The sequence below is a fragment of the Streptomyces sp. NPDC046887 genome, assembly GCF_040644755.1.
Taxonomy (GTDB): Bacteria; Actinomycetota; Actinomycetes; order Streptomycetales; family Streptomycetaceae; genus Streptomyces; species Streptomyces lichenis.
On sequence record NZ_JBEYXH010000025.1, the window covers coordinates 89,366 to 101,637 of the forward strand.

At 73.1% G+C, this 12,272-nt stretch carries 13 protein-coding genes; 2 read left to right on the forward strand and 11 right to left on the reverse strand.

Features of this window, described 5'->3' with window-relative positions:
• Positions 1 to 10: 10 nt before the first annotated feature.
• The gene (locus ABZ945_RS22225) at positions 11 to 1,168 is read right to left on the reverse strand and encodes an ROK family protein (protein ID WP_361272153.1); all 1,158 of its coding nucleotides are present in this window, start codon (positions 1,166 to 1,168) and stop codon (positions 11 to 13) included.
• A gap of 187 nt (positions 1,169 to 1,355) precedes the next feature.
• Here ABZ945_RS22225 and ABZ945_RS22230 point away from each other — a divergent pair, with 187 nt between their 5' ends.
• Positions 1,356 to 1,772 carry a hypothetical protein gene (locus ABZ945_RS22230; RefSeq protein WP_361272156.1) on the forward strand — a complete coding sequence of 139 codons (417 nt, stop codon included), beginning with the start codon at positions 1,356 to 1,358 and terminating at the stop codon, positions 1,770 to 1,772.
• A 3-nt stretch (positions 1,773 to 1,775) separates the two neighbouring features.
• Here the strand turns inward: ABZ945_RS22230 and mug are convergent, their stop codons facing one another.
• The 7 genes from mug to ABZ945_RS22265 form a co-directional block, all read right to left on the reverse strand.
• A complete protein-coding gene (mug, locus tag ABZ945_RS22235) occupies positions 1,776 to 2,348 on the reverse strand; it encodes a G/U mismatch-specific DNA glycosylase (protein ID WP_361272159.1) in 573 nt (190 codons plus the stop codon).
• Positions 2,349 to 2,421: 73 nt separating this feature from the next.
• Positions 2,422 to 3,861, reverse strand: coding sequence for an adenylosuccinate lyase (gene purB, locus ABZ945_RS22240; protein WP_361272162.1), 1,440 nt, complete (start codon positions 3,859 to 3,861; stop codon positions 2,422 to 2,424).
• 105 nt (positions 3,862 to 3,966) lie between these two features.
• Complete coding sequence (locus ABZ945_RS22245) at positions 3,967 to 4,773, reverse strand: SGNH/GDSL hydrolase family protein (protein ID WP_361272165.1); 807 nt, start codon at positions 4,771 to 4,773, stop codon at positions 3,967 to 3,969.
• 63 nt (positions 4,774 to 4,836) lie between these two features.
• Positions 4,837 to 5,727 carry an SAM-dependent methyltransferase gene (locus tag ABZ945_RS22250; protein WP_361272168.1) on the reverse strand — a complete coding sequence of 297 codons (891 nt, stop codon included), beginning with the start codon at positions 5,725 to 5,727 and terminating at the stop codon, positions 4,837 to 4,839.
• Positions 5,724 to 6,350 carry a cysteine hydrolase gene (locus ABZ945_RS22255; protein ID WP_361272170.1) on the reverse strand — a complete coding sequence of 209 codons (627 nt, stop codon included), beginning with the start codon at positions 6,348 to 6,350 and terminating at the stop codon, positions 5,724 to 5,726. The genes ABZ945_RS22250 and ABZ945_RS22255 overlap by 4 nt, the downstream gene beginning before the upstream one ends.
• On the reverse strand, positions 6,347 to 7,441 hold the full coding sequence (locus ABZ945_RS22260) for an isocitrate/isopropylmalate family dehydrogenase (RefSeq protein ID WP_361272172.1): 1,095 nt from the start codon (positions 7,439 to 7,441) through the stop codon (positions 6,347 to 6,349). The genes ABZ945_RS22255 and ABZ945_RS22260 overlap by 4 nt, the downstream gene beginning before the upstream one ends.
• Positions 7,442 to 7,470: 29 nt before the next feature.
• Entirely contained in the window at positions 7,471 to 8,010 is a 540-nt protein-coding gene (locus ABZ945_RS22265; protein WP_361272175.1) for a calcium-binding protein, read from the reverse strand.
• 288 nt (positions 8,011 to 8,298) lie between these two features.
• Here ABZ945_RS22265 and ABZ945_RS22270 point away from each other — a divergent pair, with 288 nt between their 5' ends.
• On the forward strand, positions 8,299 to 8,838 hold the full coding sequence (locus tag ABZ945_RS22270; protein WP_361272178.1) for a GNAT family N-acetyltransferase: 540 nt from the start codon (positions 8,299 to 8,301) through the stop codon (positions 8,836 to 8,838).
• A gap of 348 nt (positions 8,839 to 9,186) precedes the next feature.
• On the opposite strand, the gene ABZ945_RS22275 is transcribed toward ABZ945_RS22270, so the two are convergent.
• The 3 genes from ABZ945_RS22275 to ABZ945_RS22285 all read right to left on the reverse strand — a co-directional run bounded on the left by ABZ945_RS22275 (position 9,187) and on the right by ABZ945_RS22285 (position 12,184).
• Positions 9,187 to 10,203: a hemolysin family protein gene (locus ABZ945_RS22275; RefSeq protein WP_361272181.1), complete on the reverse strand. Its 1,017-nt coding sequence runs from the start codon at positions 10,201 to 10,203 to the stop codon at positions 9,187 to 9,189.
• Positions 10,200 to 11,576: a hemolysin family protein gene (locus ABZ945_RS22280; RefSeq protein ID WP_361272184.1), complete on the reverse strand. Its 1,377-nt coding sequence runs from the start codon at positions 11,574 to 11,576 to the stop codon at positions 10,200 to 10,202. The genes ABZ945_RS22275 and ABZ945_RS22280 overlap by 4 nt, the downstream gene beginning before the upstream one ends.
• A 182-nt stretch (positions 11,577 to 11,758) precedes the next feature.
• The gene (locus ABZ945_RS22285; protein WP_361272187.1) at positions 11,759 to 12,184 is read right to left on the reverse strand and encodes a GNAT family N-acetyltransferase; all 426 of its coding nucleotides are present in this window, start codon (positions 12,182 to 12,184) and stop codon (positions 11,759 to 11,761) included.
• Between the last annotated feature and the right edge of the window lie 88 nt (positions 12,185 to 12,272).

Genomic DNA, 12,272 nt, shown 5'->3' on the forward strand with positions numbered 1-12,272 from the left:
CGCGCCCCGCTCACCGCCGGGCCGTCACCGTGCCCTCGACGGCGAACAGCTGCTCCTCGACATGGTCCAGCGCCAGCCGCAGCGCGCCGGTGGCCACCGCGGCCTCACCGAGCAGCGACAGCGCCACCCGGGGCGGGCGCAGACAGAACCGCGCCAGCTCCTCACGGAGCGGCTGGAGCACCCCGTCCAGCCCGGCCGCCCAGCCGCCCACCACCACCAGCTCCGGATCGAGCGCCAGCACCAGCGCCGCCACATCGTGCACCAGCCGCTGGATGAAACGATCCACCGCCGCCCGGGCCCGCTCGTCGCCCTTGCGGGCCAGCGCGAAGACCTCCGCCACCGCCTGCTCGTCCAGCGGATGCAGCGGCTCGTCCGTGGTCGACAGCAGCCGCTCCGGCGTCACCTCCCGGCCCAGCAGATGGAGCGCCCCGATCTCCCCGGCCGCCCCGCCGAACCCCCGGTGCAACCGCCCGCCGATCAGCGAACCGGCCCCCGGACTCAACCCCGCCAGCACGAACACGATGTCGTCCGAGTCGGTCGCCGCACCCTTCCACTGCTCGGCCACCGCGGCCGCGTTGGCGTCGTTCTCCACCAGCACCGGACAGCGGAACGACCGCCTCAGCCGCTCGCCGAGCGCCAGCCCGGTCCAGCCCGGCAGCGCCGTGCTCAGCCGGACCGTCCCGTCCCCCTCCACCACCCCGGGCGTGCCGACGCCCACCGCCCGCAGATTGCCGCGCGCCACCCCGGTACGCCGCAGCACGTCCACCACCACCGCCCGGACCCGCTCCAGCCGCTCGTCCGCCGACGCCGTCTCGGAGACCGCCCGCGAACCGGCGCCGATGATCCGCCCGTCCAGCCCGGACAGCAGCGCGGCCACCCGGTGCGGACCGATCTCGATGCCCAGCAGATGCCCGGCCTCCGCCCGGAACCGGAACCGGCGCGCCGGCCGGCCCTGCCGCCTGGTCTCACCCTCCTCCGGAGCCGCCTCCACGACCAGGCCGTTGGCCATCAGGCCCTCCACCACACCCTCGATCGTGGGACGCGAGAGCCCGGTGATACGGGTGAGGTCGGTGAGTGTGCGCGCGTCGGCGCCGCGCATCGCATGGAGTACCACCGCGGAGTTGATCCGCCGCAGCAGCGACGGGTCTCCGCCGGTCAGCCGCCCCACGTGATTCCTCCCTGGTCGCAGGCCCCTCTGGCCGGATCGTACTCAATGGCCGAACCCCCGGCGAGCGCCGGAGCACCACCCGGCCCACCGAACCGGCGCCCCCACCCCGGGGAACCACCGCCCCGCCCCACCATCCCTCCGGCCTGACGGAACGCCAGTTGTCAGTGGGCGGCGGTTTACTGGAGGCATGACCACGGCACGGCACCTCGCGACCATCGACCGGCTGCGCGCCCTGCCCTTCCCCCGCGCCCCGGGCCCGGCGGCGGTCGGCGAGGGCGGCGGCCCCGGCTACCACCTGGCCGAGCTGCGCACCACCGAGGAGCGGTACGGGACGGAGGAGCAGTACGCGGCGGAGCGCGACGCCCTATCGGTGCTGCTCGGCACCCGCTGGGGCGCCCCGCAGGCGTTCAGCCTCTGGTCGCTGCTGGCCCGAGCGGCCGAGCAGGAGGAGATACCGGAGCCCTGGGCCACCCTGAGCCACCGCGTCCCCGACGTGGACCTGTGGCGTGCCGAGGACCGGTGGATCGCGATAGGCGTCTGTCGATGGTACGAGGACCAGCCCTGCCGCCTCGTCGTGGCCGTCACCACCGTCGACCCGCCCTGACCCCTAGTCCTCCGCGTCCCCGTCCCCGTCCTCGTCCCGGGCCGCGGCGCGCAGCCGGGCGAACTCCTCCGCCATGGTCGCCACCGACCAGTGCGCGTTGAGCCCGCTGGGGTTGGGCAGCACCCAGATCCGGGTGTCGCCTATGGTGCGCTGCTGCGGGCCGACCACCGCGGCACGCTCATGGAACGCGGTGCGGTACGCGGTGACCCCCGCGACCGCCAGCCAGCGCGGCCGCAGCCGCTCCACCTTGGCGGCCAGCAGCCGTCCGCCCTCCCGCAGTTCCGCGTCCGACAACTCGTCGGCCCGGGCACTGGCCCGCGCCGCCACATTGGTGATCCCCAGCCCATACGCGAGCAGCTCCTGCTGCTCCGACGGCTTCAGCTGGCGCGGGGTGAAGCCGGAGCGGTGGAGCACCGGCCAGAAGCGGTTGCCCGGGCGGGCGAAGTGGTGGCCGGTCGCCGCGGACATCAGCCCGGGGTTGATGCCGCAGAACAACACCGAGAGGCCGTCCGCGAGGACGTCGGGGACCAGGCGGTCGCGGGCGGCCAGCAGCTCTTCAGGGGTCAGTCGTGCCATGCGCAGCGCCTGCCCCGAAACGGCCGGCCGCACCCGGACGCGCCGGGAACGGCCACCGTCCGCGACCCCTCGGTCAAAGGATCGCCCCCGGGGTGTAGCCGGCGGCCTCCGGGTGGCGCTTGGCGATCTCCTCGATCCGCGCCACCACCGCGCCGACCTGGGCGGCCGCCGCACCGGTGAAGGAGAGCTTGTCCGCCATGGCGGCGTCCAGCTGGGCCCGGTCCAGCGGGATACGGGCGTCCGCGGCGAGCTTGTCCAGCAGTTCGTTCCGCTCGGTGCCCTGCTCGCGCATGGCGAGCGCGGAGGCGACCGCGTTCTCCTTGATCGCCTCGTGCGCCTCCTCGCGGCCCACCCCGGCGCGTACCGAGGCCATCAGCACCTTGGTGGTGGCCAGGAACGGCAGATAGCGGTCCAGCTCACGGGCGACCACCGCCGGGAAGGCACCGAACTCGTCCAGCACCGTCAGGAAGGTCTCCAGCAGCCCGTCGAAGGCGAAGAACGCGTCGGGCAGAGCCACCCGGCGCACCACAGAGCAGGAGACGTCGCCCTCGTTCCACTGGTCGCCCGCCAGCTCGCCGGTCATCGACGCGTAGCCGCGCAGGATCACCATCAGCCCGTTGACGCGCTCGCAGGAGCGGGTGTTCATCTTGTGCGGCATCGCCGAGGAGCCGACCTGGCCCGGCTTGAAGCCCTCGGTCACCAGCTCGTGCCCGGCCATCAGCCGGATCGTCTTGGCCAGCGAGGACGGGGCGCCGGCGAGCTGCACCAGCGCGGTGACCACCTCGTAGTCCAGCGAGCGCGGGTAGACCTGGCCGACCGAGGTGAACGCCTCGGCGAAGCCCAGGTGCCCGGCGATCCGCCGCTCCAGCTCGGCCAGCTTCCCGGCGTCCCCGCCGAGCAGGTCCAGCATGTCCTGCGCCGTGCCGACCGGGCCCTTGATGCCGCGCAGCGGGTAGCGGCCGAGCAGCTCCTCCAGCCGCCCGTACGCCACCAGCAGCTCGTCGGCCGCCGTCGCGAACCGCTTGCCCAGCGTGGTCGCCTGCGCCGCCACATTGTGCGAGCGCCCGGCCATCACCAGCTCGCCGTACTCGCCGGCCAGCCTGCCCAGCCGCGCCAGCACCGCCACCGTGCGGTCCCGCACCAGCTCCAGCGACAGCCGGATCTGGAGCTGCTCCACGTTCTCGGTGAGGTCCCGGGAGGTCATGCCCTTGTGGACCTGCTCATGGCCGGCCAGCGCGTTGAACTCCTCGATCCGCGCCTTCACATCATGCCGGGTGACCTTCTCGCGCTCGGCGATCGAGGCCAGGTCCACCTGGTCGAGCACCCGCTCGTAGTCGGCGAGCGCCGCCTCCGGCACGTCGATGCCCAGATCCTTCTGGGCGCGCAGCACGGCGAGCCACAGCCGGCGCTCCAGCCTCACCTTCTCCTCGGGGGACCAGAGGACGGCCAGCTCGGCGGAGGCGTAGCGGCCGGCGAGGACGTTGGGGATGCGGGGCTTCACAGACGCAGTCACGTGACTGGATTCTACTGGCGGTTCGCGCAGCCCGAAGCCCCGGTCCGCTTCGTGCGTTGCTACGAAGCCGCCCCGGCCGCGATCGCGCTGCCGGGCCACCTGTCGCTACGGGGCCGATCCCGGGGCGGCGTCCGGCTCCGGCGGGACCTCCCAGGGCAGCAGCTCGGGGCGCTTGGCCGGGCGCCCGTCCCCGGAGGACCGGCCGGTCAGCCGCCGCCCGATCCAGGGCCCGAGGTGCTGCCGGGCGAACCGGACGTCCCCGACCCGCCGGGCCGCCCAGCGCAACGGTACGGACGGAGGCAGCGGCGCCCGCCAGTCCTCCTCGGCGTCCAGACCCAGCACCTGCCACACGGCCTCGGCCACCCGGCGGTGCCCCTCGCCGGTCAGGTGCAGCCGGTCCACGTCCCACATCCGCTGGTCGGCCAGCACCTCGGCGCCGTAGAGATCCACCACCAGCGCCCCGTGCCGGGCCGCCAGGTCGTCAATATGCGCGAACAGCTGCTCCATACGCGGGCGGAAGCGCTGCATCACCGGGCCGTTGCGACCGGGCGAGCGCATCAGCACCAGCTGCCCGCAGGAGGGCGCGAGCCGCTCCACGGACTCCTCCAGCAGTCCCCGCACCCGGCCCATGTCGCACCCGGGGCGCAGGGTGTCGTTGAGCCCGCCGACCAGCGTGACGACATCCGCCTTCATCGCGGCGGCGAGATCCACCTGCTCGTCGAGGATCTGCCCGATGAGCTTCCCCCGCACGGCCAGGTTGGCGTACCGGAAACCGTCGGTCCGGGCGGCGAGCCGCGCCGCCAGCAGATCGGCCCAGCCCCGGTAGCTGCCGTCGGGCAGCAGGTCCGACATTCCCTCGGTGAAGCTGTCACCCACCGCGACAAAGCTGTTGTATGTGGCATTCATCTCCATGGCGAAGCCGATGTTACCGCGCGGTCGCCAACAACCGGAGGCCGCCACCGGAAAGCCCGGGGGCTAGCCCTCCGGGGACGGGTTCTTACGGCAGGTGATCCAGCGGTTGGCGCTGAGCGGGTCGTGCGGCTCGCGCCGGGACAGCCGGGGGGTGGGGTGGTCGAAGGGGGTCCGGGTGGTGGTGGCCCAGCCGAGGGTGGTCAGGGCGTCGGCGGTGTCGGGCCGGGGCCCGGGGGCGAACAGGGCGAGGAGGTCGATGCCGAGGCGGTCGCGGGCGGCGGTGTAGACGGGGTCGGCGCGGACGGCGGCGCACTCCGGCGCGGACTTGATCTCGTACGCGAGGGTGCTGCCCGGCGCGCTGAGGGCGTCCAGGGTGGTGGCGACCCGGAGCTCGGTCGCGGCGGGCAGATAGAGGAAGAGCCCTTCGGCGAGCCAGGCGGTGGGCCGGGCCGGGTCCAGTCCGCTGCCGAGCAGTGCGGTGGTCCAGTCGGCACGCAGATCGGCCGGTACGGTGCGCCGCTCGGCCGAGGGCGTGGCGCCGGGCAGACCGTCCACCACCCGCTGCTTGAAGGCGAGGACGTCGGGGCGGTCGAGCTCCCAGACCGTGGTGCCGGGCGGCCAGGGCAGGCGGAGGGCGCGGGAGTCCAGTCCGGCGCCGAGCAGCACCACCTGGCGGGTTCCGGCCCGGGCGGCGTCGAGCAGCTGGGCGTCCAGGACACGGGTGCGCAGCGCGAAGTAGCCGGCCAGGCGCTCCCACACCGGGTCGCCGGGAGCGACCTGCGAGGGGTCGCGCGGCCAGTCCGCGCAGCCCGGCGCGGCGCGGACGAAGTGCTCGGCGTACGGGTCGACGGCGAGCGGGTCGGGCCGCCGGGCCTCCAGCGCCCGGGCATGGGCGACCAGCAGGGCGGTACGGCCCACCCCGGCGGCGACACCGGAGAGATCCACAGCCGTCACCGCCCCTCCACCGGAGTGGGTGGCAAAGGCGGTGCGACAAAGAAGTGTTCAGAGAAGTCGACGATGTGAGCCCCATACACCCTGGCCATGAAGCGCAGGATGTCCGCGTCGGCCAGGTGCAGGGCGGTGGTGCAGTCGCGCAGCACGGTGAGGTGGAAACCGCGCTGGAAGGCGGTACGTGCGGTGGAGTCGACGCACACATCGGTGAACAGCCCGGCCAGAATCAGGTGCTCGATGCCACGCCGACGCAGATGGGGCTCCAGCCGTTCGTCGAGGAACGCGTCGAAGACGGCGCGTTTGGTGAACACCTCCTCGCCCGGGCGAGGGCGGACGCCGTGGAACTCGGCGCCCCAACTCCCCTCCAGGCACTTGGGGCGCTTGCCGAGCAGCGCGTCCCGCCGGCGCCAGGCGGGGCCCTGGCTGGCGGGGTCGCCGAGGAACCGGACGAAGAGCACATCCAGGCCAGCCTCCCGGGCCAGCTCGACGGCGCGGACGCTGTTCACCGCGGCGCGGGTGAGGCGCTCGGGGTCACCGGGGAAGCGGGCGGCGGCGACCGGGCCCGCGCAGAAGTCGTTCTGCAGATCGACCACGAGCAGCGCGGTGGTGCCGGGCGTACCGGTCACCGAACACCCGCCGTGGCGCTGCCCGGCGCGGGCAGCCGCGTTCCCGCCGGCGCCGCGAGCTCGGCGAGGACGGCCTCCACCACCTCGGTGGTACGGGACTCCCCGCCGAGGTCGGGGGTGCGGACGCCGCGGTCCTGGACGGCGGCCAGCGCGGCTTCGGCGGCGGCCTCGGCGCCGGGGCAGCCCGCGTGCCGCTCGGCGACCCGTGCGGCGGCCCGGATCGTGGCGACCGGGTTGACCGCATCACGCCCGGCCAGGTCGTCGGCCGAGCCATGCACCGTCTGGTACTCCACCAACTCATTGAGTCCGGCCCGAAGATGGACATTCTCCGTGCAGCGGTTCTCCTGCCGCTCCGCGCCGTACCGGTCGAGCAGCATCACATGCATGATGTCCGCCCACTCGTTGCCGGCGACCAGCACGGTCCGGTCCTCGGGGCCGTGCGTGATCAGATTCCGGTTGACCGTGTCCGGCTGGAACAGCTCCACCGCGACGCCGAGCTCGTCGGACATGCCGCCCGTCCACTCGTCCAGCGCGCCGTCCAGCAGGTGGTACTTGTACGCCATCACGACCCGGGACGGCCCGTCCGGCCAGAGCGCGCGGGCGCGGTCCACGGCGTAGCGCAGGACCTGGTCGGTGACGGAGCGGCTGAACTCCATGGTGCGCACCACCGTGTCGGGGGTGTGCCGGTTCTCGCCGGTGTAGAAGCCCTGCGCCTGGTCGCGGACCAGCAGCATCCGAGCCGAACCGGCGGTGAGCGGTTCGACCTTGACGGCCGTCAGCCGCTGGCGGACCAGATACAGCGACTGGGCGTTGATCGCGGTACGGAACACCGCCCGGACGCCCGCGGCGGCCTGCTCCCGGCAGAACCGCTCGTAATGCGCGGCGTCCTGCTCGGTGAGCCGGGCGAACTCCCCGGTGCCGGCGGCCTCGGCGCGCAGTGAGACATAGGAGTGGTAGAGCCGCGGTGACCGCACCACCTCGACCCGCGTGCCGTGCAGCCCGGTGATCCGATGCAGCACCCGTTCGAAGACGGGGGCGAGTTCCGGGCCGGTGCCGCGGCCGACGGCGAGAGCGATGAGCGGTGCGGTCATGCGGTGACTCCTACGAGGTGGGGGGCGGGTCAGGCGGGGGTCGGGACGAGCTGGTCGCCCGGGATGCCGGCCTTCTCGGGGGAGTAGTAGTCGCGGATGCCGTCGGCCCAGGTGGTGACGGCGACCCGGTCGCCTGCGTCGGGCCCGAAGGCGTCGAACAGCGCCTCGATGTTGGCTTCGTCGAACCCGATCGCGGTCATCAGGGCGAGGAACCGGGACCGCTCGATCAGCCCGTCACCGTCGGGGTCGCCGAGCGCGGCCAGGGCGTCGGCGAAGTCGGAGGCGGTGGCGCCGAAGAGCTCGGGGTTCAGCACGAAGCCGCGGAACTCCTCGGGGCTGATCACCCCGTCGTCGTTGGCGTCCAGCGCCCCGGACAGCACCTCCCAGTAGCGCCGGAGGCTGTCGGCCAGCGCCTGCCGGGCGGTCTCGGAGGAGTCCTCGGCGACCGCCAGGACCCGCCCGCTCATCAGCTCGAAGTCGTCGGCCTCGATCACCCCGTTGCCGTTGGCGTCGAACAGGCTGAACACCAGCGCGGCGCGCCGGTGGGCCTCGTGTACCTCGTGGGCCATGGTGTCCTCTCCCTCACAGCGGCCCCGCCTCGGACGGCAGGGCACCCGCCCCGGCGGCGATCCTCGGACCGCCCGGGACGTCCACTGTGCGGGCCGTACACGGGACTTGGTGTCAAAACTGACGTTCCGTCACCCGCCAGAGTGATGGTCCCGGCACCGCCCACGCACCCGCCCCCCCTGGGGCTGAGAAGCCAGGCGGATCCTTCGTGGTCGCGCTTGGAGATCGGGCGACTGGATTTGTCCGGGCAGCCCTTGATCGCTGGAGAGCCTGCTGATGGGGTGGCCGGCATGACTGCGCTCGCATCCGTCGCCTGGCCACCTGCCCCGATCAGGACCGAGAGGCTTGTGCTCCGTGCGCCCGAGGTCCGGGACCGTGCGGCGTTCATCGAGTTGCTGACGTCGCCGGAGGTGCACACCTACCTCGGCGGTCCTCGCCCGCTCGACGAGGTCGAGCGCGCGATGCCCGGGGCGCCCGAGCGGTGGCCCGGGAGCTTCGTGGTCGATCGGGAGGGGGCGATGATCGGCCAGATCCTGCTCCGGAGAGCCACTGAGCACCGCCGCCCGGCTGCGGTGGGGATGGTCGACCTCGGCTATCTGCTCCTGCCGCGGGCGTGGGGTCACGGGTACGCCGCCGAGGCGTGCGCGGCGGCACTCGACTGGCTCGCCGCTGCCCTACCCGACGAGCCGGTGGTGCTCGCCACCCAGACCGCCAACGCCCGGTCGATGCGCCTCGCGGCGAAGCTGGGATTCACGGAGGTGGAGCGGTTCCAGGCGTGGGGGGCCGAGCAGTGGCTCGGGCTGCGGCCCCCGGTCACGCCTTCCGAATGAAGTCATTCTCGGCGGCGCGGATGCGTTGAACAGCTCGTGCTTGGCAGCGCGGATCCGCTGGGCGGACGGTGATGGTTGTGTGGGACCGTGCTGTCCGGCTCCCGCCGCCTGTGCTGTCCGGCTCTCGCCGCCCGTGCTGCCCCGCTCCCTCCTCCCGTGCTGCCGGGCCGCTTCTCCTGTGCCGCCCGCCTCCTTCTCCCGTCGCGTCCGGTTCCTTCCACCCGTGCCGCCCGGCCCCTTTGCCTTCCTATTTGGGCAACGAAATGAAGGGGTGGGAGAGTGCCCGGGTTTGGTGGGTTGGCGAGAGTTCGCCATGTGGGGCCATGGGTGGGGGAGCGCTGGGGGTGGTCAGGTGGCGGGGCGGCCTACCAGTTCGCGGAGGACGTCTTCCATGGTGACCAGTCCGGCGAGTCGGCCGTCCTCGTCCAGCACGGCGGCGAGGTGGGTGCGGCTGCGGCGCATGGCGGTCAGTACGTCGTCCAGCGGGGTGACGGCACGGACGCGGGCGATGGGGCGCAGGGCGGTGACGGGGAAGGGGAGGTCGCGCGGGGTGACGTCCAAGGCGTCCTTCACATGGAGGTAGCCCAGGATGTGGCGGGTGGTGTCCAGCACCGGGAAGCGGGAGAACCCGGACTCGGCGGCCAGGGTCTCCAGTTCCTCGGGGGTGGTGCCGACCCGTGCGTAGCGGACCTGGTCCACCGGCATCACCACGTCGCGCACCGGGCGGCGGCCCAGCTCCAGCGCGTCATGGAGCCGCTCGGTCGCCCGGTCGTCCAGCAGCCCGGCGTCACTGGCGTCGGTGACCATCCGGGCCAGCTCGTCGTCCGAGAAGGTCGCCGACACCTCGTCCTTGGCCTCCACCCGCAGCAGCTTCAGCAGCCCGTTGGCGAAGGCGTTGATGGTGAAGATGACCGGGCGCAGGGCGCGGGCCAGCGCCACCAGGGGCGGGCCGAGCAGGAGCGCGGTACGGGTGGGTTCGGCGAGGGCGATGTTCTTGGGCACCATCTCGCCGAGGAGCATATGGAGGTAGGTCGCCACGGAGAGGGCGATGGCGAAGGAGAGGACGTGCACCAGTCCGCCCGGGACGCCGACGGCGTCGAACAGCGGCTCCAGCAGGTGCGCGATGGCCGGCTCGGCGACCACGCCCAGCACCAGGGTGGACAGGGTGATACCGAGTTGGGCGGCCGCGAGCAGCGCCGAGACATGCTCCAGACCCCACACCACGCTGCGCGCCCGGCGGTCGCCCTGCTCGGCGGCCGGCTCGATCTGGCTGCGCCGCACCGAGATGAGGGCGAACTCCGCACCGACGAAGAACGCGTTCACGGCGAGCGTCAGCAGGCCGATGAGGAGTTGGATCGCGGTCATCGGGTCTCCTGTCCACGGTGGTGCCCGGCCGGGGCGCCGGCGCCGGCTTCCTCGCCGTCACCGGCCGGGACCGGGGCGTGCATCAGGACGCGGGCCGCACGGCGGCCGGAGGCGTCCACCACGTCCAGCCGCCAGCCGTCCGGCAGTTCCACGCTGTCCCCGTTCTTCGGGATGCGGCCCAGCTCGGTCGCCACCAGCCCGGCGAGGGTTTCGTACGGACCGTCCGGCACGCGCAGCCCGACGGACTCCAGCTGGTCGGTGCGGGCGGCGCCGTCCGCCGACCACAGGTCCCGTCCGTCGGCGTCCTGGCCGGCCCGCGCCAGGTCGGGCGTCTCGTGCGGATCGTGCTCGTCGCGCACCTCGCCCACCACCTCCTCGACGATGTCCTCCAACGTGACCACACCGGCCGTACCGCCGTACTCGTCGATGACCACCGCCATCGTCGCCTTGCCGGAGAGCCGGTCCAGCAGCCGGTCGACGGTGAGGGACTCGGGGACGAGCAGCGGCTCGCGCAGCAGCTCGGTGACGGCCGTGCGGGCGCGCTGACCCGCGGGCACCCGCAGCACGTCCTTGATGTGCACGGTGCCGACGACCGTGTCCAGGCTGCCCCGGTAGACGGGGAAGCGGGACAGCCCGGTGGCCCGGGTGGCGTTGGCGACGTCCTCGGCGGTGGCCTGGGTGTCCAGGGCGGTGACCTGCACCCGGGGCGTCATCACGTTCTCCGCGCTCAGCTCGGCGAGGCTGAGGGTGCGGACGAAGAGCTCGGCGGTGTCCGCCTCCAGCGCGCCCTCCCGGGCGGAGTGGCGGGCCAGGGCGACCAGCTCCTGCGGGCTGCGTGCCGAGGCCAGCTCCTCGGCCGGCTCCAGGCCGAGCCGGCGCACCAGCCGGTTGGCGGTGTTGTTCAGATGGCCGATCAGCGGTTTGAAGGCGGCCGAGAAGAACCGCTGCGGGGTGGCGACCACCTTGGCGACGGCGAGGGGGGAGGAGATGGCCCAGTTCTTCGGGACCAGCTCGCCGACCACCATCAGCACGACGGTGGACAGGGCCGTGCCGATCACCAGCGCCATGGAGGAGGCCACGGACGCCGACAGGCCGATGTCGCGCAGCGGCCCCCGGATGAGCGCGGCGATGGCGGGCTCGGAGAGCATGCCGACGACCAGGTTGGTCACCGTGATGCCGAGCTGGGCGCCGGAGAGTTGGAACGTCAGTGACCGTACGGCCTTCAGGGCGCCGGCCGCGCCTCGTTCGCCCCGGTCGACCGCCCGCTGGAGCTCGCCCCGTTCGACGGTGGTGAGCGAGAACTCGGCCGCCACGAACGCGCCGCATGCCAGGGAGAGCAGCAGGGCGACGAGGAGCAGGAGCACTTCGGTCATCGGTTCACCTCCGTTGTGTCGTCACGTGGGTGTGATGGTCATGGGTGTTGTCGTCAGGGGGCAGGTGTCTGTCGTGCGTGTGGTCGATACTGGGAGGTTCGCCCATGGACGGACGCTCACACCTTCGACTTGCAAGAATGGTAAAGGGCTGGCAAAGGAGAATCGATAACCCGTTCGGGTGGTCAGTCGGTCAGCGGCTTGACCCAGCGCCGCCAGTGGTCCTCGCGGCCGTAGCCGGCGGCCGCCCAGGCCGACTGCGCCCGGTCGTTGACCTCCAGGACCATCGCGTCCACCCGGCGCCCGCCCAGCGCGGCGAACCGCCGCTCGGCCGCCGTGAGGAGGGCGGTGGCGATGCCTTGCCGACGGCAGTCGGGGTGGACGGCCAACCGGTAGGCGGAGCACCGCCACCCGTCGAACCCGGCTATCACCGTGCCCCGCAGCACCCCGTCCCGCTCCGCCAGCAGCAGGGCCTCGGCGTCCCGTTCCAGGAGACGAGCGACGCCCGCGCGGTCGTCGCTGATGCTGGTGCCCTCGGCGGCCTCGCGCCAGAAGGAGAGCACGGGGTCGATGTCGGCGGGCACGGCGCATCGGATGCGGAGATCATTCATGGGCCGAGCCAAGCACACGGCCCGCGGGGATGGCGGAGCCACCCCGTCGGCCGGCCAGCTGCGGGGCCGGCGGGCACCGGGCCCGGTG